The organism is Mesobacillus maritimus (assembly GCF_019749255.1).
GTDB classification, from domain to species: domain Bacteria; phylum Bacillota; class Bacilli; order Bacillales; family Cytobacillaceae; genus Mesobacillus_B; species Mesobacillus_B maritimus_A.
Genome location: NZ_JACWFH010000008.1, coordinates 229,937 through 252,881 on the forward strand (window position 1 = coordinate 229,937; position 22,945 = coordinate 252,881).

27 protein-coding genes are annotated in these 22,945 nt (G+C 40.6%); 20 read left to right on the top strand and 7 right to left on the bottom strand.

Going from position 1 to position 22,945, the window contains the following annotated elements:
* The 4 genes from H0185_RS06510 to H0185_RS06525 form a co-directional block, all read left to right on the top strand.
* On the top strand, positions 1-185 hold a 185-nt coding region (locus H0185_RS06510), incomplete at its 5' end, for a hypothetical protein (protein WP_221872342.1).
* Positions 186-551: 366 nt separating this feature from the next.
* Complete coding sequence (locus H0185_RS06515) at positions 552-989, top strand: BrxA/BrxB family bacilliredoxin (protein ID WP_221872344.1); 438 nt, start codon at positions 552-554, stop codon at positions 987-989.
* A gap of 91 nt (positions 990-1,080) precedes the next feature.
* Complete coding sequence (locus tag H0185_RS06520) at positions 1,081-2,076, top strand: aromatic acid exporter family protein (RefSeq protein ID WP_221872346.1); 996 nt, start codon at positions 1,081-1,083, stop codon at positions 2,074-2,076.
* A 24-nt stretch (positions 2,077-2,100) separates the two neighbouring features.
* Positions 2,101-2,607, top strand: coding sequence for a L,D-transpeptidase (locus H0185_RS06525; RefSeq protein ID WP_221872348.1), 507 nt, complete (start codon positions 2,101-2,103; stop codon positions 2,605-2,607).
* Positions 2,608-2,679: 72 nt separating this feature from the next.
* On the opposite strand, the gene prli42 is transcribed toward H0185_RS06525, so the two are convergent.
* Positions 2,680-2,775 carry a stressosome-associated protein Prli42 gene (gene prli42, locus H0185_RS06530; RefSeq protein ID WP_170843842.1) on the bottom strand — a complete coding sequence of 32 codons (96 nt, stop codon included), beginning with the start codon at positions 2,773-2,775 and terminating at the stop codon, positions 2,680-2,682.
* 158 nt (positions 2,776-2,933) lie between these two features.
* Here prli42 and mce point away from each other — a divergent pair, with 158 nt between their 5' ends.
* From mce to gndA, 6 genes are all read left to right on the top strand, one after another.
* On the top strand, positions 2,934-3,347 hold the full coding sequence (gene mce / locus H0185_RS06535; RefSeq protein ID WP_221872350.1) for a methylmalonyl-CoA epimerase: 414 nt from the start codon (positions 2,934-2,936) through the stop codon (positions 3,345-3,347).
* Between the two features lies 1 nt (position 3,348).
* Positions 3,349-4,899, top strand: a complete 1,551-nt coding sequence (locus tag H0185_RS06540) for an acyl-CoA carboxylase subunit beta (RefSeq protein WP_221873055.1) — start codon at positions 3,349-3,351, stop codon at positions 4,897-4,899.
* Positions 4,900-4,981: 82 nt separating this feature from the next.
* Positions 4,982-6,103 (top strand): M20/M25/M40 family metallo-hydrolase, encoded by a 1,122-nt coding sequence (locus H0185_RS06545; RefSeq protein ID WP_221872352.1) that lies wholly within the window; start codon positions 4,982-4,984, stop codon positions 6,101-6,103.
* A gap of 233 nt (positions 6,104-6,336) precedes the next feature.
* Positions 6,337-6,999 carry an FMN-dependent NADH-azoreductase gene (locus tag H0185_RS06550; RefSeq protein ID WP_221872354.1) on the top strand — a complete coding sequence of 221 codons (663 nt, stop codon included), beginning with the start codon at positions 6,337-6,339 and terminating at the stop codon, positions 6,997-6,999.
* 84 nt (positions 7,000-7,083) lie between these two features.
* Positions 7,084-8,370 (top strand): DNA polymerase IV, encoded by a 1,287-nt coding sequence (locus H0185_RS06555; RefSeq protein WP_221873056.1) that lies wholly within the window; start codon positions 7,084-7,086, stop codon positions 8,368-8,370.
* Positions 8,371-8,511: 141 nt separating this feature from the next.
* Entirely contained in the window at positions 8,512-9,921 is a 1,410-nt protein-coding gene (gndA, locus tag H0185_RS06560) for an NADP-dependent phosphogluconate dehydrogenase (RefSeq protein WP_221872356.1), read from the top strand.
* Between the two features lie 143 nt (positions 9,922-10,064).
* Here gndA and zwf read toward each other — a convergent pair whose 3' ends face one another.
* Entirely contained in the window at positions 10,065-11,531 is a 1,467-nt protein-coding gene (zwf, locus tag H0185_RS06565; RefSeq protein WP_221873057.1) for a glucose-6-phosphate dehydrogenase, read from the bottom strand.
* Positions 11,532-11,785: 254 nt separating this feature from the next.
* Between zwf and rnz the strand changes: the two genes are divergently transcribed.
* The 5 genes from rnz to H0185_RS06590 all read left to right on the top strand — a co-directional run bounded on the left by rnz (position 11,786) and on the right by H0185_RS06590 (position 16,795).
* Positions 11,786-12,724, top strand: coding sequence for a ribonuclease Z (rnz, locus tag H0185_RS06570; RefSeq protein ID WP_221872358.1), 939 nt, complete (start codon positions 11,786-11,788; stop codon positions 12,722-12,724).
* A 268-nt stretch (positions 12,725-12,992) separates the two neighbouring features.
* On the top strand, positions 12,993-13,958 hold the full coding sequence (locus H0185_RS06575) for an MBL fold metallo-hydrolase (protein ID WP_221872360.1): 966 nt from the start codon (positions 12,993-12,995) through the stop codon (positions 13,956-13,958).
* A gap of 15 nt (positions 13,959-13,973) precedes the next feature.
* Positions 13,974-14,768 carry an SDR family NAD(P)-dependent oxidoreductase gene (locus H0185_RS06580; RefSeq protein ID WP_221873058.1) on the top strand — a complete coding sequence of 265 codons (795 nt, stop codon included), beginning with the start codon at positions 13,974-13,976 and terminating at the stop codon, positions 14,766-14,768.
* A gap of 356 nt (positions 14,769-15,124) precedes the next feature.
* The gene (locus H0185_RS06585) at positions 15,125-16,384 is read left to right on the top strand and encodes a Y-family DNA polymerase (RefSeq protein WP_221872362.1); all 1,260 of its coding nucleotides are present in this window, start codon (positions 15,125-15,127) and stop codon (positions 16,382-16,384) included.
* A 75-nt stretch (positions 16,385-16,459) separates the two neighbouring features.
* Positions 16,460-16,795: a YolD-like family protein gene (locus H0185_RS06590; protein WP_221872364.1), complete on the top strand. Its 336-nt coding sequence runs from the start codon at positions 16,460-16,462 to the stop codon at positions 16,793-16,795.
* A 117-nt stretch (positions 16,796-16,912) separates the two neighbouring features.
* Here H0185_RS06590 and H0185_RS06595 read toward each other — a convergent pair whose 3' ends face one another.
* Positions 16,913-17,113, bottom strand: coding sequence for a CDGSH iron-sulfur domain-containing protein (locus H0185_RS06595; RefSeq protein ID WP_221872366.1), 201 nt, complete (start codon positions 17,111-17,113; stop codon positions 16,913-16,915).
* A 139-nt stretch (positions 17,114-17,252) separates the two neighbouring features.
* On the opposite strand from H0185_RS06595, the gene H0185_RS06600 reads away from it, so the two are divergent.
* Complete coding sequence (locus H0185_RS06600) at positions 17,253-17,582, top strand: iron-sulfur cluster biosynthesis family protein (RefSeq protein WP_221872368.1); 330 nt, start codon at positions 17,253-17,255, stop codon at positions 17,580-17,582.
* 43 nt (positions 17,583-17,625) lie between these two features.
* Here H0185_RS06600 and H0185_RS06605 read toward each other — a convergent pair whose 3' ends face one another.
* Both H0185_RS06605 and H0185_RS06610 read right to left on the bottom strand, forming a co-directional pair.
* A complete protein-coding gene (locus H0185_RS06605) occupies positions 17,626-18,543 on the bottom strand; it encodes an alpha/beta hydrolase (protein WP_221873059.1) in 918 nt (305 codons plus the stop codon).
* Between the two features lie 104 nt (positions 18,544-18,647).
* Entirely contained in the window at positions 18,648-18,800 is a 153-nt protein-coding gene (locus H0185_RS06610; protein ID WP_221872370.1) for a hypothetical protein, read from the bottom strand.
* A gap of 203 nt (positions 18,801-19,003) precedes the next feature.
* On the opposite strand from H0185_RS06610, the gene H0185_RS06615 reads away from it, so the two are divergent.
* From H0185_RS06615 to H0185_RS06625, 3 genes are all read left to right on the top strand, one after another.
* The gene (locus H0185_RS06615) at positions 19,004-20,191 is read left to right on the top strand and encodes an acetyl-CoA C-acetyltransferase (protein WP_221872372.1); all 1,188 of its coding nucleotides are present in this window, start codon (positions 19,004-19,006) and stop codon (positions 20,189-20,191) included.
* Between the two features lie 131 nt (positions 20,192-20,322).
* Positions 20,323-20,583 (top strand): YqkE family protein, encoded by a 261-nt coding sequence (locus H0185_RS06620; RefSeq protein WP_221872374.1) that lies wholly within the window; start codon positions 20,323-20,325, stop codon positions 20,581-20,583.
* Positions 20,583-21,110 carry a GrpB family protein gene (locus tag H0185_RS06625; protein ID WP_221872376.1) on the top strand — a complete coding sequence of 176 codons (528 nt, stop codon included), beginning with the start codon at positions 20,583-20,585 and terminating at the stop codon, positions 21,108-21,110. The genes H0185_RS06620 and H0185_RS06625 overlap by 1 nt, the downstream gene beginning before the upstream one ends.
* 77 nt (positions 21,111-21,187) lie before the next feature.
* Here the strand turns inward: H0185_RS06625 and H0185_RS06630 are convergent, their stop codons facing one another.
* Complete coding sequence (locus H0185_RS06630; protein WP_221872378.1) at positions 21,188-22,099, bottom strand: aldo/keto reductase; 912 nt, start codon at positions 22,097-22,099, stop codon at positions 21,188-21,190.
* A gap of 77 nt (positions 22,100-22,176) precedes the next feature.
* Positions 22,177-22,320: a Z-ring formation inhibitor MciZ gene (gene mciZ, locus H0185_RS06635; RefSeq protein ID WP_221872380.1), complete on the bottom strand. Its 144-nt coding sequence runs from the start codon at positions 22,318-22,320 to the stop codon at positions 22,177-22,179.
* A gap of 75 nt (positions 22,321-22,395) precedes the next feature.
* On the opposite strand from mciZ, the gene H0185_RS06640 reads away from it, so the two are divergent.
* Entirely contained in the window at positions 22,396-22,944 is a 549-nt protein-coding gene (locus tag H0185_RS06640) for an NUDIX hydrolase (protein ID WP_221872382.1), read from the top strand.
* The last annotated feature ends 1 nt before the right edge of the window (position 22,945 follow it).

Genomic DNA, 22,945 nt, shown 5'->3' on the forward strand with positions numbered 1-22,945 from the left:
GCTCAAGGACAAAACGACAGAGAGCGGTAAGGGAAATGTCTATGAGACCACATCTCAAGGACAAACGACAGAGAGCGGTAAGGGAAATGTCTATGAGACCACATCTCAAGGACAAAACGACAGAGAGCGGCAAGGAAAATGTCTATGAGACCATCGCTCAAGGACAAAACGACAGAGAGCGGTAAGGAAAATGTCTATGAGCCCATCGCTCAAGGACAAAACGGCAGGGAGCAGGAAGAAAAATGTCTATGAGACCACGGCTCAAGAACAAAACGACAGAGAGCAGTAAGGAAAATGTCCATAAAGACCACCACTAATAGACAAAATGATTAAGCAGAAATCAGACAGCAAAAAAAAGGACAGCGCATCATGCGCTGTCTTTCATCTAGGGAGTTTAGGGGTATGGATCTAGCTGTAATGTTACTATTCCCGAATCTTGCTAAAGTAAACATCTTTTTTGAAAAAAAGTTTAGTGTTTGTAAAAATTATCTATATCTTGGTATGATATAGGTATGTTTATAACATAAACCTACTAAAAGGAGTGATTATTGGTGAGTATGGACTTTAATTTTTTTATGAATGATGTTGTTCGCCAAGCACGTCAAGAAATCAGTGCTTCAGGATATAAGGAGTTAACGACACCAGAAGAAGTGGAAGAGACTCTTAAGAAAGAAGGGACAACACTAGTCATGGTCAATTCTGTGTGTGGTTGTGCTGGTGGAATTGCACGTCCTGCAGCAGCACATGCTTTACATTATGATAAACGACCAGATCAACTTGTTACGGTGTTTGCTGGGCAGGATAAAGAAGCAACTGAAAAAGCACGTAGCTTTTTCACGGGTTATCCACCATCCTCTCCATCTTTTGCTCTATTAAAAAACGGTGAAATTGTGACGATGATTGAACGTCATGATATTGAAGGGCATGACCCAATGGCTGTTGTTCAAAAGCTACAAACTGCTTTCGAACAATATTGTGAAGAAGTTTAAGGATTTGTTTAACTAAATAAAAGTTCTGGTAGAATAAAAAGATGATTGCATAAATCATCTTTTTATTTATTTATTAGGAGATTATAAGCAAATGAAATTTAAAATTGGTTACCGTACCATTAAAACTGCTTTGGGAACAGCTCTTTCCATTATTTTAGCGCAATACATAGGATTGCATAATTTCACATCCGCCGGGATATTAACAATCCTTTGTATTAAAGTGACGAAAAAAAGGTCACTGCGTGCTTCCTGGGATCGTATTCTAGCTTGTCTTATTGCAATGCTTTTTTCGTCACTGTTTTTTGAACTGATTGGGTATCATCCTCTTGTTATTGGACTTATGCTTCTTGTCTTCATTCCAGTAGCGGTCATGGCTAGGGCAGCAGATGGGATTGTTTCTAGCAGTGTTATCATGCTACATATTTACTCCGCCGGACAGGTCACTGCTAGCTTGTTAGTAAACGAACTTGGGATTGTTCTGATAGGGATTGGCATTGCACTCATTATGAATCTGTATATGCCTAGTTCCGATGCAAAGCTAGAAGAGTATCAAATCAAGATTGAAGAAAATTTCAAAAGAATTTTCACTGAAATTGCTACTTTTTTACGAAATGGGGAGAGTGACTGGGGAGGAGAGGAGCTAACAGAAACGGCTAAGTGGTTAGAGAGGGCAAAAGCACTCGCTTCACAAGATGTCGAGAATAATTTGTTGCGTAATGAAAACCTGTATTATCAGTATTTTAAGATTCGTGAAAAACAATTTGAAATCATTGAAAGAGTGCTTCCATCAATTACCTCCATTCCTCATCAGGTGGAACAAGGTCATTTAATAGCTGAGTTTGTAGAGCAACTCTCTAAGGGCGTTAAACCTGGAAATACTGTTGTTTATTATCTAGAAAAATTGTACAGGATGAGGACTGAATTTGAGGGGATGGAGCTGCCGAAAACAAGGGAAGAGTTTGAAGCTAGGGCTGCTCTGTTGCATTTTGTTCAGGAAATGGAGCAATACCTCCTGTTAAAACGTTCGTTTAAGGGGTTAAAAACTCCAGAGGAAACGAATCAGAATCCAAGCAAGGTAGTAAACTAAGGGAAAAGCAGGCAGGTGATACAGTTGAAAGGTCTTATTTTTGCCATTCTCTTAGTTGTCTCACCAATTTGGCCATTAGGTGCTAACCCACTCCCAGGAGATCCATTTCTTATTATTAATAAAAAAACAAATGAAGTAGCTTTTATTAATGAGAACCGAGTTCAAACCGTTGTAGGTGCTGCTACTGGGAAAACAGGGGAAATGACGCCTGAAGGTTTGTTCACTGTTACGGTTAAAGCCATTGACCCTTATTATAGGAAAAAAGATATACCTGGTGGGGATCCTCGTAATCCTTTGGGAAAACGATGGATTGGTTTTAATGCTAGGGATACTGATGGTCGGACATATGGCATCCATGGTACGAATGATCCTTCCTCAATCGGGAAGTACATTTCACAAGGATGTATACGATTGCAGAATGAAGCAGTAGAATCTTTATATGATTATATCCCTCTTGGTACGAAAATACTGGTTATCACTACCGATAAAAGTTTCCAACAGTTAGCAATAGAATATGGAGCGATTAAATAGCAAAAAGGACTATTCTCACGGAATAGTCCTTTTTATTTTTGTAGTAAATGTATTTTTGGTTTTTAGATTAGATTATAGAAAAGCTGCTATCCCCGTAAAGAGTGTGGAGGCAAGCATCGCAAATAGCATGACATAAATAATGATTTTACGGGTTTTTCTTTTACCCAAGTGTCATTCTCCTTTCGAAATGGCTCATCGTTTCTATTTACTATACTACATCTGAATGACTGTTTGTTCAACTCCTTATTTTGCAGGAATTATGACGATTTATAGCGAATATAAAGAGTATTGAGTAAATTCAATTTTACATAAATGGAGGGAAATAGATGATTAAAAAGATTGACCATATTGGTGTAGCGGTTAAATCCATTGAACAAGCCCTGCCTTTTTATACGGAAGTCTTGCAATTGCCTTTATTAGGGATTGAAGAGGTTGAAAGTGAGATGCTTCGGGTGGCCTTTTTAAAAATTGGCGAATCTAAAATTGAATTGCTTGAACCCACTTCAGAGGAGAGCACGGTAGCGCGTTTTATTGAAAAAAGGGGCGAAGGAATACACCATCTGGCTGTTGGGGTTGATTCCATTCAAGAAAGAATCAATGAAATGAAAGAAAAAGGGATTCGTATGATTCATGATAAGCCAAAAAACGGAGCGGGCAATGCATCAGTCGCATTCATGCACCCTAAGTCCGCTGGAGGCGTTCTTGTTGAACTCTGTGAAAAGAAGGGATTGGAAGAGTAGAATGACAGACATCTATGAAAAAATTAATGATCTTTATGACCGTAGGCGGGAAATTGAACTTGGCGGTGGAGATGAGCGGATTGAGAAGCAACATGAAAAGGGAAAACTAACGGCGAGAGAAAGAATTGAATTGCTAGTTGACCCTGGAAGTTTCGTAGAACTCAATCCATTTATTGAGCATCGCTCTGTTGACTTTGGGTTAGAAAACCAAAAAGGTCCCGGAGATGGTGTCGTGACTGGATATGGGAAAGTTAATGGCCGCCCCATCTATTTATTCTCTCAGGATTTCACTGTGTTTGGTGGTGCTCTAGGAGAAATGCATGCACATAAAATCGCTACAGTGATGGACCTTGCAGCTAAAAATGGAGCGCCTTTTGTTGGGTTAAACGACTCGGGAGGAGCAAGAATTCAAGAGGGCGTTGTTTCTCTAGATGGGTATGGACAGATTTTTTACCGAAATTCTATTTATTCGGGAGTCATTCCGCAGATATCTGTCATTATGGGACCTTGTGCAGGTGGTGCTGTTTATTCTCCTGCGATTACCGACTTTGTGTTCATGGTTGAAAAAACAAGTCAAATGTTTATTACAGGTCCAAAGGTAATTGAAACGGTGACAGGGGAAAAAATTTCTGCTGAGGACCTTGGTGGAGCAAAGGTACATAACACGGTAAGTGGTAATGCCCATTTTCGAGCAGAAACAGAGGCTGAGATTTTAGAAATGGTTCGTGCACTACTAAGCTATTTGCCGCAGAGTCAAGAGGAAAAACCACCGAGACTCGAAGTAGACCATGAGGATGATTATCGACCTGATTTGACAGATTTAATACCATTTGATGCCGTCAGACCCTATGATGTTCGAATTGTCATTGAGCAGGTAGTGGACGCTGATTCCTTTATGGAAATTCAAAAAGACTTTGCACGAAATATTGTGATTGGTCTTGCTAGAGTTAAAGGGGAAGTCGTAGGTCTTGTTTGCAATCAGCCAAAATTTATGGCAGGTGGTCTGGATATTGACTCCTCCGATAAGGCATCGCGATTTATCCGTTTTTGTGACTCTTTCAATATTCCAATCATTACCTTTGAAGACGTGACTGGATTTTTCCCAGGAATTAAGCAGGAGCATGGTGGAATCATTCGTCATGGTGCAAAGATTCTCTATGCTTATTCAGAAGCAACTGTTCCAAAGCTGACTATTATTTTGAGAAAGGCATATGGCGGTGCTTATGTAGCCTTAAACAGTAAATCGATTGGAGCTGACCTAGTGTTTGCTTGGCCAAATGCCGAAATTGCTGTTATGGGACCACAAGGCGCAGCTAATATTATTTTTGCTAAAGAGATTCAAAATAGTGATGACCCAGAGGCAACCAGACAGCAAAAAATTGATGAGTATCGTGAAAAATTTGCGAACCCATATGTGGCTGCAAGCCGAGGGATGGTCGATGACGTGATTGATCCAAGAGAAACAAGAATTAAAATTATTCAATCATTAGAAATGTTACGTTCGAAAAAAGAGAGCCGTCCAAAGAAAAAACATGGGAATATTCCATTGTAACGATTCGAATCGAAAGTTTGCTTAGGAGAAAGTTACAAATGTATACTATTATGGTATATACATAAACTTGGAGGTCTCATAGATGATAAACAACGAACGCATGTTAAATGAATTTCTTGAGTTGGTTCAAGTAGATTCAGAAACTAAGTACGAAACTGAAATTGCTAAGGTATTAAAGCAGAAATTTAGAGATCTTGGTGTTGAAGTATTTGAGGATGATACAAAGGATCAGACAGGTCATGGTGCAGGTAATTTAATCTGTACGCTTCAAGGTACAAAAGAGGGCGTAGATCCAATCTACTTCACTTCTCATATGGATACTGTTGTTCCTGCTCGTGGTGTAAAACCTTCGATAAAAGATGGATATGTTGTTACAGATGGAACGACAATCCTTGGTGCAGATGACAAGACGGGCCTTGCTGTTATGTTGGAAACTGTGCGAGTTTTAAAAGAACAGCAAATTCCGCATGGAACAATCCAATTTATTATCACGGTTGGTGAAGAGTCTGGTTTAGTTGGGGCGAAGGTTTTGGATCCATCCCGCCTCATTGCAAAATATGGCTATGCTTTAGACAGTGATGGGAAGGTAGGAAACATCATCGTTGCCGCGCCGACGCAAGCGAAAGTATCGACGGTCATTCATGGGAAAACAGCTCATGCTGGTGTCGCACCGGAAAAAGGAGTTTCAGCAATTACAATTGCCGCTAAGGCGATCGCTAAAATGCCGCTTGGACGAATCGATGAAGAAACTACAGCGAATATCGGTCGTTTCCAAGGTGGAACCCAAACGAATATTGTTTGCGATTATGTTGAAATTCTGGCTGAAGCACGCTCACTTGTACCAGAAAAGATGGAAGCCCAAGTTGCTAAAATGAAAGAAGCATTTGAAACCGTTGCCGAACAAATGGGCGGTAAGGCAGATGTCAAGGTTGACGTAATGTATCCTGGGTTTAAATACGGTGAAGGCGATCAGGTGGTTGAGATTGCGCGTAAAGCTGCTGGAAAAATTGGCCGCAGCTGTGAGTTGTTGAAAAGTGGAGGCGGTAGTGACGCTAATGTGATTGCCGGTTTTGGCATTCCGACCGTCAACCTAGCTGTTGGTTACGAAGATATCCATACAACGAATGAAAAAATGCCGATTGAAGAGCTCGAAAAGCTTGGAGAAATGGTTATAGCAATTATTGAAGAAGTAGCCGCACAATAAGAAAAAAGCAGAGTATTTTGGATACTCTGAGGCTGTCGAGAAAACTCGACAGCCTCTTTCTATTTGCTCGTTATCTATTTAATTATGTCCTCTCATTGGTTATTAGAGCGTATACTCCTTCCTTGTTTGTCACAAATTGTTCAATACTTTCTTTGTTTGTTCAACCCTGCACATGGATGTTTTAAGTAAAATTAGAGTAGGTTAAGCTTATTAACATGGAAAGGGATGCTAAAATGTCGAAGTTACTCTATATAACCGTCAATCCAAAGAAAGAAGTGCGTCTTTCTAAAGGAGCACAAATTGGTGAAATATTTCTGGAAACCTTCCAAAAAGAACAACCGGAAACCGAAATTGAAAGAATGCACTTATATGATATGGATATCCCGCGTATTGACATGGACCTTTTATATGCACGTGCTAAGCTGTCTTTTATGGGTTACACATTCGACCAGCTTTCTGATGCTGAAAGAGAAAAAATTACTGCGATGCATACGCTAGCAGACCGCTTTATTGAAGCTGATTATTATGTGTTTGTTACCCCGATTTGGAATTTAGGTGCACCAGGAATTTTAAAAGAGTTTATGGATAATATGTTCCTAATTAATAAAACCTTTGTTACAACAGAAGAAGGACCAAAAGGGTTGCTTACAAATAGAAAGGCGATCCACATCCAGACACGTGGAGGCATTTACTCAACTGGACCAATGGTTGAGTTTGAAATGGGCGACCAATATGTAAGAAAGGCTCTTAGCTTCTTAGGGATGGACGTCATGGACACAATTGTAGCAGAGGGCATGGACCATTTCCCTAAGCAAATTCCTGAAATCATGGCAAAAGCCAAGGAACAAGCTGTAAAATCTGCAAAAGAAATGGCAAAAGGTACGATATCCCTATAGGAATTCAATGACTCGCAGCGATGTGGGTCTTTTTTATTCAGAAATGGTAAAATAAGCTCGAACCTATTTTGGGACGTGGTGAAAATAAACGAAATGTATCCTAAAAACGGAAAAGTGATACTTCATGTGGATATGAATAGCTTTTATGCTTCGGTTGAAATGGCTTATGATTCTTCATTAAAGGGAAAGCCGTTAGCGATTGCTGGGAATCCAGAGGAGCGAAGAGGGATTATCATCACATGTAGCTATGAAGCGCGAAAGCTCGGAATCAAAACGACGATGCCCCTTTGGGAAGCTAAAAAGCTATGTCCTAATCTAATCATTAAAACGCCGAACTTTGAGAGATATCGGACCGTTTCTGCGGCTATGTTTGATCTTCTCAGACAATTCTCAAGCTTAGTTGAACCCGTTTCCATTGACGAGGGCTATGTCGACATAACCAACTGTCAAGAGCTAGGGTCACCACCTCTCATTGCTGAGCTGATTCAAAAGCGTATTCTTGAGATGCTAGATTTACCTTGTAGTATCGGAATTGCCCCTAATAAGTTCCTTGCCAAAACTGCCTCCGATATGAAGAAACCTATGGGAATTACTATTTTAAGAAAACGTGATGTACCTAAAATCCTCTGGCCATTAGATGTTGAAGAGATGCATGGCGTTGGTAAAAAAACAGCTGATAAACTCAAAGGAATCGGCATTTCTACAATCGGAGATTTAGCTCAATCAAACGAAATACAGGTAAAGGCGTTGCTTGGGATTAATGGCGTAAAACTTAGAGAGAGAGCCAATGGCATTGACAAGAGATCTGTGGATCCTGACTCTGTTTATGATTTTAAAAGTATTGGAAATTCGACGACATTGCCGCGAGATATCTCCAATCAGCGAGAGTTAATTGGAGTATTTGATAAACTTTCCGAACAGGTTGCAGCAAGAATGAACCGGAAACAAGTTGTGGCAACCGTTATTGGAATTACGATACGGTACAAAAATAGGCAAACCATTACAAGGAGCCAGAAGCTGGATAACCCAATCGCAAAAAAGAATGAAATCTTTAAGGCTGCAAAGGCTTTATTTGAACGTCATTGGGAGGGGAACTCTGTTAGACTCCTTGGTATCACCATGACAGGGTTACAGGAGCTTGATACAGCGGTCAAACAACTTGATCTTTTTTCTTATGAGAAAGAAGCAGAAAAAGAACCGCTTTTGAATACCATGTCTAAGTTGAAAAATAAATACGGGAAAAATATTATTGGTACTGCAAGCAGTCGATTGAATCGGAAACCTTTGCTGACTGATTCTGGTCATGACACGAGTTTTAATAAAGATTTCCTACAAGAAAAGAAATCAAATGGATTACCTAGAAAAGACTAACCAAAGGGTATTTTTTTAGCAAAGAGTCAAAATATAAGAGTAGAAAATTCAGATGTTTGCAAACTTACCTTTTTACTGCTAAATTAGAGTTTGTTTATTTGACCACCAATCGTATTGATTGAATAGAAGGGACGTAGTAGAATGGCGAAACAGCAAATTGGTGTAGTTGGGCTTGCGGTCATGGGGAAAAATTTGGCTTGGAACATGGAAAGCAAAGGATATTCTGTGTCTGTGTATAACCGTTCCCGCCAAAAGACCGACGAAATGCTAAAAGAATCAGAAGGAAAAAATATTTTCGGTACTTTTTCTATTGAAGAATTTGTGAATTCATTGGAAAAACCAAGAAAAATTATGCTGATGGTTAAAGCAGGGGCTCCAACTGATGCAACGATTGAAGAGTTAAAACCTTACTTAGATAAAGGCGATATTCTAATCGATGGAGGAAATACGCTCTTCACTGACACTCAGCGAAGAAACCGAGAGTTAAGTGAATTAGGCTTGCATTTTATTGGAACAGGAGTTTCTGGTGGCGAAGAGGGCGCCTTAAAAGGTCCTTCCATTATGCCTGGTGGCCAGAAAGAAGCCTATGATTTAATTGCTCCAATTTTTAAGGATATCTCTGCAAAAGTAAATGATGAGCCATGTACCACTTATATTGGTCCGGACGGTGCTGGTCATTTTGTGAAAATGGTACATAATGGAATTGAATATGGAGATATGCAATTAATTTCTGAATCCTATTTCTTACTTAAAAACGTTTTAGGTTTATCCGCACAAGAGCTTCATCAAGTATTCTCTGAGTGGAATAAAGGTGAACTCGATAGCTACTTAATTGAAATTACTGCGGATATCTTCACTAAAACAGATGAAGAAACAGGTAAGCCATTAGTTGATGTAATCTTGGATACTGCGGGTCAGAAAGGCACAGGGAAGTGGACGAGCCAAAATGCGTTAGACCTTGGAGTGCCACTGCCTCTAATTACAGAATCTGTGTTTGCACGCTTTATTTCAGCGTTAAAAGACGAGCGTGTTACTGCAAGTAAAATGCTCCGTGGCCCTGAATCACAACCATTTACTGGAGATCGCGAAGCATTCATTGAATCGATTCGCAAGGCACTCTATATGAGTAAAATTTGCTCGTACGCGCAAGGCTTTGCGCAAATGAGGGCAGCATCAGACGAATTTGGTTGGGATTTACGCTATGGGGATATTGCGATGATATTCCGCGGCGGATGTATTATCAGAGCGCAGTTCTTACAAAAGATTAAGGACGCTTATGACCGCGAACCTGGACTTAAGAATCTATTGCTAGATCCTTATTTTAAGGAGATTGTTGAGAGCTATCAGGGCGCATTAAGAGAAATTGTTTCCATTGCAGCTCAGCAAGGAATTCCTGTTCCTTGTACTGCGTCTGCTTTAGCTTATTATGATAGCTACCGAACTGAAACTCTTCCTGCAAACCTGCTGCAGGCACAAAGAGACTATTTTGGTGCCCATACGTATCAACGTGTAGACAAAGAGGGCGTATTCCACACAGAATGGTTAAAATAATCAAGCAAAGAAAAAAGAAAAACAGCGGACAGAAGTGTTCGCTGTTTTTTTTATTCGTTTCCTCTTATGTATTGAAAAACAACAAAGGTTGAGAAAAATCAAAAAAACGGACGGACAGCAGATGCTGTCCGTCCGGGCTTATTTTAACATTTTTCAACATCTAAATTAGTAACAGGCCACCAGAAGAAGCCATCCTTTTCAAGCAACGCGTCGGAAGCTTTTGGCCCCATTGAACCTGATTCATAGTTAGGGAAATTTTTCTCTTTTTCGTTTTCCCATACTTCTGAAATATTGTCAACAAAACTCCATGATAGGGCGACATCATCCCAATGAGTAAAGTTAGTTGCATCTCCTCTAAGACAATCATAGATAAGTTTTTCATAGGCTTCAGGCGTGTTGAGACCATCAATTCCTTTGTTTGCATAACTTAGCTTTACTGGAGTAGAATTCATATGTTGTCCGGCCTTTTTGGCGTTTAAATAAAGGGTAATCCCTTCTTCAGGCTGAATATGGATTACAAGGAGGTTAGGGCTAACAGAACCCTCTTGCTTGTTGTATAAGTCCATTGGGATATCTTTAAATTCTACGACAATCTTTGTAGTTTTTACTTCCATCCGTTTTCCTGTACGAATGTAGAAAGGGACTCCAGCCCAGCGGAAGTTGTCAATTAGAAGCTTTCCTGCAACAAACGTTTCTGTATTGGATTCTGGATCAACCATATCTTCTTCACGGTAGCCAGGAACTTCATTTTCAGCGATAATTCCTTTTCCGTACTGACCACGGACAAAATATTCATTGACCTCATTCCCTTTAATCGGCCTTAATGCGCGGAACACTCTCACTTTTTCAGAGCGTACTTCATCCGTTGTTAAGCTGATTGGCGGCTCCATTGCTAGAAGGGAGACCATTTGAAGCATATGGTTTTGTACCATATCCCTTAACGCACCACTTTTCTCGTAGTAACGCCCTCGCTCCTCTACCCCTAGTGTTTCACTTGATGTGATTTGAATATTTGAGATGAAACGGTTGTTCCAAAGCGGTTCAAATATCGCATTTGCAAAGCGAATGACCTCAATGTTTTGGACCATTTCTTTCCCAAGATAGTGGTCAATTCGGTATATCTCATCTTCGGTAAAGGCTGTACGAATTTGGCTATTTAGTTTTTTAGCCGATTCAAGATCGTGCCCGAATGGTTTCTCAATCACCAATCTTTTAAATCCGTGTGTATCTGTTAATCCATCGGTTTTTAAGTGCTCGGCGATCGTTCCAAAGAACTCAGGAGCCATTGCTAAATAAAAGATTCTGTTTCCGTTTAGATGGTAGGTGTTGTCTAGTTCCTTGGCAAGAGTGTTTAAGGAAGAATAAGAATCTGAATCGGTAACATCATGAGAGTGATAATGAAATTTTGATACAAATTCGGCCTTCTTTCCATTCGAATCTTCCTCAGAGCCAACGGACTTCGTTACACTAGCTTGAAATTCATCATTTGTTAACGATCTTCTTGCGACCCCGATAACGGCAAAATCACCGAGTTTGTCTTTCTTAAATAACCGATATAGGGAAGGGAATAGCTTTCGCTTTGCCAAGTCCCCAGTTGCCCCGAAAATCATGATTAATGCTGTAGGCTTATTATTTTGTCCCAAAGTCAAGAACCTCGCTTTTTCTGTAATTGATATGTTATGTAACATGCATCATACAAGTATAAAATTTTAACTTTTTTGATGTAAATTAGCAAACAATAGGATTAAGGATAGTTTTCATCTACTTGTTCTAATTTATCCTGACAATTGTGTTATAGTAATAGCATCATTTGAGGTTTAAGAAACCTCGACAAAGAGTGCCTAGCTTAAAAGGAGTTATCAAGATGAATGTGTTTTTTTTAGGAACGGGAGCTGGAGTCCCCGCAAAACTCAGGAATGTGACAGCCATTGCTTTAAAACTTCTTGAGGAACGAGGGTCCATTTGGTTATTTGATTGTGGGGAGGCTACCCAGCATCAAATTTTACATACGAGCATTAAGCCGCGTAGGATTGAAAAAATTTTTATCACTCACTTGCATGGAGACCATATTTATGGCTTGCCAGGACTCTTGGCTAGTCGTTCCTTTCAGGGCGGAGAATCGCCTGTAACGGTTTATGGCCCTAAAGGGCTAAAGGAATTTCTTGAAGTCAGTCTGAAAGTAAGTAAAACCTACTTGAAGTACCCACTTAACATTGTTGAAATTGAAGAAGGCATTATTTTTGATGACGATCAGTTTACCGTTGTTGCCAAGTTGTTGGAACATGGTCTTCCATCTTTTGGGTATAGGATTGTGGAAAAGGACCGTCCTGGAACACTGCTGGTTGATAAGCTGCAGGCCTTAGGGGTTCCACCAGGGCCGATTTATAAAAGCATTAAGGATGGAGAACCGGTCAATTTACCAGATGGACGAAGGGTTGAAGCAAGTGAATTTCTTGGTTCTCCTCAACAAGGAAGGGTGGTTACCATCCTTGGCGACACAAGGTCATGTGAGGCCGTAGAATCACTTGCAGCTCATGCCGATTTGCTCATCCATGAAGCAACCTTTTCGGGAGAGGACTCGGAGCTTGCTCACGAATATTTCCACTCTACAACCCTTCAGGCAGGAGAAGCTGCTCGGAATGCGAAGGTGAAGAAGCTTTGTCTTACCCACATTAGTTCCCGCTATAATCCGGAAGCGTGGGAACGACTTGTTCAAGAGGCGAGAACGGTTTTTCCCGAGACCATTATAGCGGAAGACTTTTTAGAGGTACCTATCCCACTAAGAAAAGACACTGCAGACTAGTATCTACCTAGTCTGCTTATTTGTTTCGGCACACTGAACGCTCCAATAATAACGAGCTTGCCTCTAAAATTTTGTTTGAATAATTACTTAGTTTGCTAAAAAACAGGAAATCTGTCAAGGTACTTTTGGTTAATTATTTGTTTTTTCAGAAAATATTTTGTTAAAATAATGACAGCACACAACTTTTTCGTTAAACTTATTTTACTGACTATTCAGATGCGTATGATAAGAAAAGCCTTATGGAAATATAATGGTAAGGGGTATATGTATGGAAAAGTGGAAAAATGGAATTGCAAAATTAACAGTGCCGACCCCGTTTGCGGTGGGTGATGTTCATTGTTATTTAATTAAGGGAGATAGGTTGACTCTTGTGGATGCTGGAGTCAAGACTGACGAAGCATGGGAAGCATTACAAGTGCAGTTAGCGGAGCTTAAGTTAACCCCGGAGGATATTGAGCAAGTCATTCTGACTCATCATCATCCCGATCATGTTGGACTGCTTCATTACCTCCCTAAAACGATTGAGGTTTACGCTCATCCGTTAAATGAACGATGGTTAAAGCGGACTGAAAGCTTTTCAGCGGAGCACGATGACTTCTATTTGAGGTTGTACCAACAATTTGGGGTCCCACGGGAATATCTGGCACCAACAATTAACGAAATGAAAAAGAATCTTCGGTATTCTAGTGAGTGTTCTTTAGCGGGTTATTTGCTTGAAAACGATGTTCCTTCTGGCCTTGAGGGGTGGAGGGTACTTGAGACTCATGGTCATGCTCAAGGGCATATCGCTCTTTGGCGTGAAGAAGATGGAATATTGATTGGTGGGGATGTATTGCTTGCCCATATCTCGCCTAACCCCATATTAGAACCGCCTTATCCAGGGGAAACGGAACGTCCTAAACCACAGCTTCAATACAATCAGACCTTAAAGAAGCTGCAAGAATACCCAATTTCATTAGTTTATGCTGGACATGGTCAAGACTTTACTGGCACAGGGCCTTTAATAGATAACAGGCTATCCAGGCAGCATGACCGAGCCATGAAGGTGAAATCTATGGTTGAAGAGGAACCAAAGACCGCTTTTGAAATTTGCCAAAGTCTCTTCCCGACAGTTTATCAGAAGGAGCTAAACTTGACGATTTCAGAAACGGCTGCACAACTAGATTATTTAATGTCTCTTGAAGAAATTGCCGTAGTCGAGGAAGGCCCATCTCTCCTCTATGTTGCAAAATGAGGTGAAGGTTTTTTGGTGAAGAATCGTTTGCAAGGGAAGAATGTTATCATCACTGGGGCTTCTGGGGGAATAGGAGCAGAAATGGCACGTCTGGCTGCTAGGCAAGGTGCTAATCTTGTTCTTCTTGCCCGTAGTGTGGATAAGCTTCAGAGTTTAAAAACAGAACTCGAACAATCATATAAAGTTTCAATTATTGTTAGAAGTCTTGATGTTGCGAACACCGATGCGATTACTGATGTTTTTACTGAGGTTATGGCTGAAATGGGTCATGTTGATATTCTTGTTAATAACGCAGGGTTTGGTGTTTTCCGCCATGCTCACGAAGCAAACTTGGACGAAATTAAGGCGATGTTTGAGGTAAATGTAATCGGGTTGATGGCATGCACCTCGCTTGTTCTGCTTAGCATGAGGAGGAGAGGCAGTGGGCACATTATCAACATTGCTTCCCAAGCTGGTAAAATTGCAACACCCAAATCTAGTGTTTATTCGGCGACTAAACATGCAGTCCTTGGCTACACGAATAGCCTTCGCATGGAGCTTCGCGAGGTGGGTATTTTTGTTACTGCGGTTAACCCGGGTCCAATCGCAACCAATTTTTTTGAAATTGCCGATGAGCAAGGTACCTATGTTAAAAACATCAAAAGTTTTATGCTGAAGCCTGAGTATGTCGCCAAACAAGTGGTCGAGCGGATGATGACCAATACAAGAGAAATTAATTTGCCGCGTTGGATGAATGCCGGCAGTGTGATTTACGCACTTTTTCCCCGGATGTTTGAACGAATTGGGAGGCGTGCCTTTAATCAAAAATAGGACAAAAAACCAGCTGGAGGTGCCAGCTGGTTTTTTTGTCCGCTCCAGCGCCATGCGGTTAGTGTCCTTCGCTTTTCTCCGCAACGATAACGTATTGCTCTTCGTGTTCCTTTATCACTTTCTAACGGCAGTAGCTTATAGAACTGCCCGTAACTAAGGGATGAAGCCTAAGAAAAACTTTATCTCAGTTGGAGCGATCCAGGCCATACGCCGCTGACTAGGGAGCTTGCGCTTTCTTATTGGCTGAAATTTCCCGTTGAAACCGAACGCATATTCGCTTAATATAATGAGTATAATAATATTAGAACAAACGTTCTTTCGCAATTACAGAAAAGCATCAGAGAGGAGTCAGAGAAATGTTTGATTATAGCAACATGCCGCAAAATCAAATTCTATGTGTGGATATGAAGAGCTTTTATGCGAGTTGCTCTGCGGTAATGCTTGGGCTCGACCCTCTAGATTGCTATCTGGCAGTTGTCGGCAATACTGACCGTTCTGGCAGTGTTGTTCTCGCTGCTTCGCCCCGATTGAAAAAAGAGTTTGGCATTAAAACGGGTTCAAGGCTATTTGAAATCCCAAAAGATCCACGGATTCAAATTGTTGATCCTAAAATGTCAACCTATTTAAGAATTTCTACTGAAATCTCTAAGGTATTTAATCGCTATGCTCCCAAAGAAGCCATTCATACTTATAGTGTGGATGAAAGCTTTATAAAAGTAGATGGAACAGCAAAGCTTTTTGGTGGTGCCCAGACGATTGCCCAAAAAATCAGGTCCGATATTGAACGAGAATTTCAGCTCCCATGTGCTGTCGGCATCGGTCCTAATATGTTGTTAGCCAAACTTTGCCTGGACCTCGAGGCGAAAAAGCACGGGATTGCGGAATGGACCTACGAGGATGTCCAAGAAAAGCTCTGGAAGGTGTCACCGCTACGAGAGATGTGGGGAATTGGCCGACGTGTGGAAAAAACACTAAACGGGATGGGAATATTCACCGTTGGTCAGCTTGCACGGTATGACCTTGAAAAGCTAGAGAAAAAATTCGGGATTATGGGAAATCAACTGTACCACCATGCTTGGGGAATTGACTTCTCGGAAATCGGCGCTCCTATCATTGAGGGACAGATTAGCTTCGGGAAAAGTCAAATACTCCTTCGTGATTACAAGGACAAAGAGGAAATTAAACATGTCATTCTCGAAATATGTGAGGAAGTTGCTCGCCGAGCTAGAAACCACGGAAAAGCCGGGCGGACAATAAGTTTTGGTATTGGGTATAGTCAAGATGAATTCGGGGGAGGGTTTCACCGCTCAAAAACAATTGAACAACCAACCAATATTACCATGGAGCTTTACGAAGTATGTCTCGATTTATTTTCAAAAAACTACACTGGCAAGACGGTGCGGAGCATTGCGATTTCACTTGGAAACCTAGCTCCAGATACTCAATTTCAACTCGATCTTTTTGACCCAGATGGTTGGCGGAGACATAAGTTAGGCTACACAATGGACCAAATTCGCGCTCGGCATGGTTCAACGGCACTGCTTCGGGCTGTTTCTTATACTACGGCAGGCACAGCGTTACACAGAGCAAAGCTAGTTGGAGGTCATAAAGGGTAACGAACGAAGGGGGATTTTTCCTTAGTTACCTTTTAAGACGTTTCAAATGAACAATAGATTATGGAGGAAAAGCGAATGATTCGTGATAGAGGCAGGATAAAATGGACATCAATGATGTTACCTGAACATGTGAAAATGCTAAGAGACTGGACGAAAGAAGATGAGAACGAAAAGGAGAAGGAGGTGGATGAGCAACAGCTAGAAGTGATGAATGAAATGATTCTGGAAGCTATGGAGTTAAACCAGCAAGTTGCGATCACCCACTATCGGCAGCAGAAATATGAAATTCTCATAGGTAAAATTCATTATTGGGACCCACTCACAAACAAGCTTCATATTGTTGACAGCTTTTCAGAGCTTCACCGCATTGGAATTTCGAGTATTGCAGACGTTAGAGTGGTGGATGAATAAGTTTCGTAAAAGATAGTTCTCTAAAAACCAATTTTAGCGTAAGAACAGCTAGTTATGAGGTTATTAAATACGAAAAGAGCAATGGCAAGAACCATTGCTCACACGGTAATCTAAATCTTATTTTGGCGCGCGGACAGTCGATTGAAATTTTCCTTTATGGGTACCATCACAAAATGGCTTATTGTTGCTCATTCCACAGCGACATAGTGAAAAGGTTGGCTTCGTTTCAAATACATTCCCCTCGCCATCAATTAGCTCAACATCTCCTGTAACCCTAAGCGAGCCATTATCATTTACCTTAATCTGAACCTTAGACATAAGAATACCTCCCTATAATTTCCATCTTGTACTTCCTTCAATGGTAAAATTGAATACGACAAAATGCAAGCGCAATATAAGGATTCGTATACAATCTCATGGTAAAATAAAACGATGAAAACAAAAGGGTGGGTTAACAATGGAGATAATCATTACAGAAACAGCTGAAAAAAAACTTACAGAACGAACAGCCGGAAAACAAGGCGTTTTGAAAATAGAGTATGATACAGAAAATTGTTGTTCTGTTAATGGAACTGCAATGCTGTGGTTTATTGATCAACCAAGTGACTTAGACCAAGAGGTGCAGACAAATGGACTGCCTGTTTATATTGAAAAAGCAAAGACAATCTTCTTTGATGAGGAAATGAAGATTGATTATGTTGAAAGCAGGGGCTGCTTTCAGTTGAAGAGCGCAAATCAGTATTTTAATCCCAGCATGGGTTTAATTGACAAAACGATTAAAGCTTAAAAGAAAGAAAAGTGGGTCTCAATAATGGAGGCCCACTTTTCTATTAGTGATGATTGTTATAGACAAGGTTTTGAAGAAAATCATCAAGAACTTGCGCATATTCTTCGCGATTTTCAGTTAGGGATCTAGCATGAACACCATGTTCAGCAAGGTATAGTTGTTTTGGACCCTTTTTGCGCATGAAAAGCTTTTCCGTCATATCCGGTAAAATATAGTCGTCTTGTTTGCTATGGATGAACAAGATAGGTTTTTCAATCTGATCAATAGCGGAAATGGGTGAAACCTCTTTGAGTGGATAGCGATCACGGAGTTTCAAAAATAGCACAGCAATCGGAAGCATCAGCTTAGGAGGTAATTTTACCTCCTCTTTTACTCGGTAGGCTAACTGTTCTCCGAAGTCTGAATAGGCACAGTCGGCAACGTAGAAATCTGCGCTATCTTCAAGCATGCCCGCGTATTGTAGCATCGTTGCTGCACCCATTGATTCTCCGTGGATTCCAAGGAAGAGTTTTGCTCCCTTATCTTTTCTTAGCCAATCGACTACCGCCTTTAGGTCGAATTTTTCATAAAACCCATAGCTAGTTGTTTTTCCACCTGAATCTCCATGTCGACGTTGGTCATAGATAATGGCATTAAAACCTCTTTCTATAAAGAGGTTCATATACTTAACGGAAGACATTTTGTTTTCCGTCACCCCGTGACAGAAGATCATGTACCGATTCGTTTGCCAGGGCTCAACAACAATCGCTTTTAAAGAATAGCCGAAGGGGGATGGGATGATGACCTCTCTTTTAGGGAGGGCTTTGAATTCAGTGGGCTTAAGGAACCCTGCTTCTTCATCACGCTTAAGAATCTCTTCCTCCTGCTTCTGTTTAATAAACATAATACGGTTTGTAAAATAAATCCCAATTACCGTGATTAAAGTGAAAAAAGTCAGGATATAACGAAACAATCTTTTCATCATGAACCTCCGGAAGAGCTTTTATTTCATTTTATCATTTAGAGCGGAAACGAAAACAAAAAAAACCGCTCCTTGGGGGGCGGCTTTTATTAAAGTATTTGTTCTTATAGGTTTGGCCTTCCAAACCCTTCACTTCTACTTTGGCGATTGGTTGGATGAATCGCACGTTCAAGCTCTTCGGCAGCAATCTTTTGTTTAACATTATCAGCGTTAGGTTTACCTGACTGGCTGTAGCCCTTGTCTTGTTTTTTACTCATATAAGAACCCCCTTCTTTTAAATCATTCACTAATAAGATGGCTTCTAGCGGTCTGCTTATGCATATGAATTAAATAGTGCGCTTTCCTTTCTACTTATTAGAATTAGGAGGATACAAACTTTCTCCTAAATATGAAAGGGAAAAAGGAAAGTGTAGTCGAAATAGTAAGAATAAAAAAGACAAAAGAGGGGAAGGGGAAAATTATGTCACAAAATGATGTAGTCATTGTGAGTGCAGCAAGAACAGCAATTGGAAGTTTTAATGGAAGCTTGAAGAATATTTCTGCACCAGAGCTTGGAGCAACTGTTATGAAGGGAGCTTTAGAAAAAGTAGGATTACAAGCTAGTCAAGTAGATGAAGTAATCTTAGGGAATGTCCTACAAGCTGGCTTAGGTCAAAATCCAGCAAGGCAAGCTGCAATACAGGCAGGATTTCCAGAGACTGTATCAGCCATGACGATTAATAAAGTATGTGGTTCTGGATTAAAAGCGGTCCACCTTGCCATGCAGGCAATCGTCTCAGGGGATGCGGAGGTTGTTGTGGCGGGTGGAATGGAGAATATGAGCCAAGCACCGTATCTATTAAATAATGCACGTGAAGGTTTTAAAATGGGTGACCAGAAGCTGGTTGACAGCATGATTGTCGATGGATTATGGTGTGCTTTTAATGATTATCATATGGGGATAACAGCGGAAAATCTCTGTGATAAATACGAAATCACCCGCGAGGAACAAGATGAGTTCTCAGCAAAGAGTCAGCAGAAAGCAGTACAAGCTATAGAAGCTGGGAAGTTTAGTGAAGAGACTATCCCAGTCAGTATCCCACAACGAAAAGGTGAACCGGTCCTTTTTGATACAGATGAGTACCCTAAAAAAGGAACAACAGCTGAAAAATTATCAAAGCTTCGTCCGGCGTTTAAGAAGGATGGAAGTGTAACAGCGGGAAATGCTTCTGGAATTAATGATGGGGCAGCTGTGTTGGTGGTTATGAGTAGAAAGAAGGCAGATGAATTAGGCATCAAACCGCTTGTCACCATAAAAGCTAATGCCAGTGCTGGTGTGGACCCAAGTATTATGGGGATTGGACCGGTGAAGGCAGTGAAAAAGGCTCTAACAAAGGCGGGAATGACACTGGAGGATATTGAACTAATTGAGGCCAACGAAGCCTTTGCTGCACAATCCCTCGCTGTTGACCGCGAATTGAATTTTAATAAAGAAAGATTAAATGTGAATGGCGGAGCAATTGCGCTTGGACATCCAATAGGGGCAAGTGGAGCAAGAATTCTCGTTTCATTAATCCATGAAATGCAACGTCAAAAAGCAAAAACGGGACTAGCAACTCTATGTATTGGGGGCGGTCAGGGAGTTGCGACAGTCGTAGAACTTGCATAAATTTTATTAACTTCCTTTTTGAAAACGGTGTCAGTTTAATTATAGAAACGTCTCAAGCTGAGGCGTTTCTATTTTTTATTTGGCTTGTTATAATTTTACTATCAACAAAAAAGAGAAAGAGGGGAAACAGCATGAAGAAGAAAAAGCAAACAAGACAACAAGTGAAAAAGGAAGATAAACCGGTAACCTTAGGAGATAGACTGAACAATGACCTCATGTCACAGCTAAAGGCAAAACAAAAAGAGCTTAAGGAAGTAGAAGAAAAACAAAAGCAAGAACAAAAAGAGCTAGAAGCAAAAAAGAGGCGAGAAGAACAGCGACAACGAGAGAAAAATATGTCTTTTGAGGAATTGTTGGAAAAAAGCGATATGAATTGGGAGAAGTATAAATAATGATAAAGCGGAAGGTGGAAGTTGTCCCCTATTCTTCGGTTTGGGAAAATCTTTTTACCAGGGAACAGGTTCTGTTAAAGGAGCTGTTCGGAAAGAACGAGGTTGGGATTTATCATATTGGCAGTACCTCAGTCCCTGGTTTAAGTGCTAAACCAATCATCGATGTCTTGATTGAGGTGGAAACCTTGGAGTTGATTGATTTGATTACGAAGGATATTGAAAGAGCGGGTTACGAAGCGAAAGGGGAAAATGGGATAGCCGGTCGCCGCTTTTTTCAAAAAAGCAACAAGAATGGGGTGCGCCTTTATCATGTACATGCTTTTAAAAAAGGCAATCCAGAGATCAATCGCCATCTAGTATTCCGCGATTATTTACGAATCCACCCGGAAAAAGCGGCCAAATATGCAGAAGTGAAGCAGCAGGCAGCCGCAAGAAACCCTTATGATATTGAAACCTATATGATTGAGAAAGAGCCTATTATAAAAGAACTAGAGCAAGAGGCGTTGAGATGGAGACTAAAACAATAAAAAAGGCAGTTGGAGCTGCCTTTTTTATTTGCTATTTTAAATTTTCAACCCATTATTTGGGGCGAGAATCCTTTTTTTTATCGGTGCTCACTATACCGGTTTGCATTGGTTAGCTTATGAATCAAGGTAATTTCCTCGGCAGTAAACTGTTGATGGTTAACTGCTCGCGCATTTGCTACAACCTGCTCAACAGAGCTTGCACCGGTCACAACCGAAGCTACAGCTGGATGTGCTAAATTATATTGCAAAGCAACTTCCTCAAGAGATTTTGAAGAGGCTAGTTTTTCTTTTAACATGGGGAGAATTTCTGTTAGTTCCTCATGGGTGTAGTCAAGGAAACCCTTTTCGGATAGCTTGTTACGAAATTGATCACTTAACAATCCTTTTGCAACGGATCCTCTAGTGACGACGCTGACTCCATTTTGTTCGAGTAGAGGAAGAGCCTCCTCTTCGGGTCGCCTATCTAACATACTGTATTGCATCATCACGGATGCAATGTTTGATTTCTTTGTGTATTCTCGTATGACATTTGGTCGGATGGAAGAGATTCCGTAATACCGAATCAAACCTTCTGCTTTTAATTCCTCAAAAGCTTCGATCGTTTGTTCAATGGGGTCATCTATTGTGCCCCCGTGTAGTTGATAAAGATCGATATAATCTGTCTGTAGACGATGAAGACTCTTTTTAACAGCCTCCTTAATATATTCCTTCGATGGATCCCAACTCCAACCATCTTTTGAATTGTTCCAACGGTTGCCTACTTTTGTTGCAAGGATGATATCGTCCCGAACATTCTTTAAGGCCTGACCTACTATTTTTTCATTCTGGCCAAAATCATATAAATCGGCGGTATCAAAATAATTGATTCCCTCTTCAAGGGCTGCTTCAATGATTTCTTGCGCTTTCTTTTCGTTCGTTCCAAGAGACATGCAGCCTAGACCTATTTGGCTAACAGTCAAATCTGAATTTCCTAATTGCACTTTCTTCATTTTTACTCACCCTGTCTTTTGTTTACTTTAGAGATCTAATTATTATTCTATCGAAGAAAACAGGGTGACTACAACCATTATGAACGGGGCACGCTCTTAGAGACTGCTTCTACCCAATCTTTTACTAGAACGTATTCTTTGCCATAGTCTTTTAATTTCCGTTTAATTTCCCAAGCTTTACCGGTCATCATAAACCCATTCTCATATACATAAACCTTCATCTCAAATCCCACCTTATATGCGAGTATGATAAAATGTATGAGCATTTAGTATCGGAATAGAACAGGAGTGGAAAAATGAAATCACTTGAAGAAAAGACGTTACGTACAGAACAAATTTTTTCAGGGAAAGTAATCAGTCTTCAGGTTGAAGAAGTTGAGCTTCCAAACGGAAAAACCTCCAAACGGGAAATTATTAAGCATCCTGGTGCAGTAGCGGTAATCGCGATCACCGAAGATGAGAAAATTGTCATGGTTGAGCAATATCGAAAAGCTTTGGAACGTACAATCATTGAAATTCCTGCCGGAAAGCTTGAAAAAGGGGAGGAACCAAAGGGTTGTGCGATTCGTGAATTAGAAGAGGAAACAGGTTATGAATGCGAAAAGATGGATTGGTTAATTTCATTCTATACATCACCAGGATTTGCTGATGAATTGGTCCATCTATATGTGGCAACAGGGTTGAAAAAGAAGCTAGATGCAGCAACACTTGACGAGGATGAATTTGTAAACTTAGTTGAAGTATCTCTCGAAGAGGCGTTAGAGCTCATGAAGGAGCAAAAAATATATGACGCAAAAACCGCCTTTGCCGTTCAATATTTACAGTTAAAGGATGCGCTTAAATAAA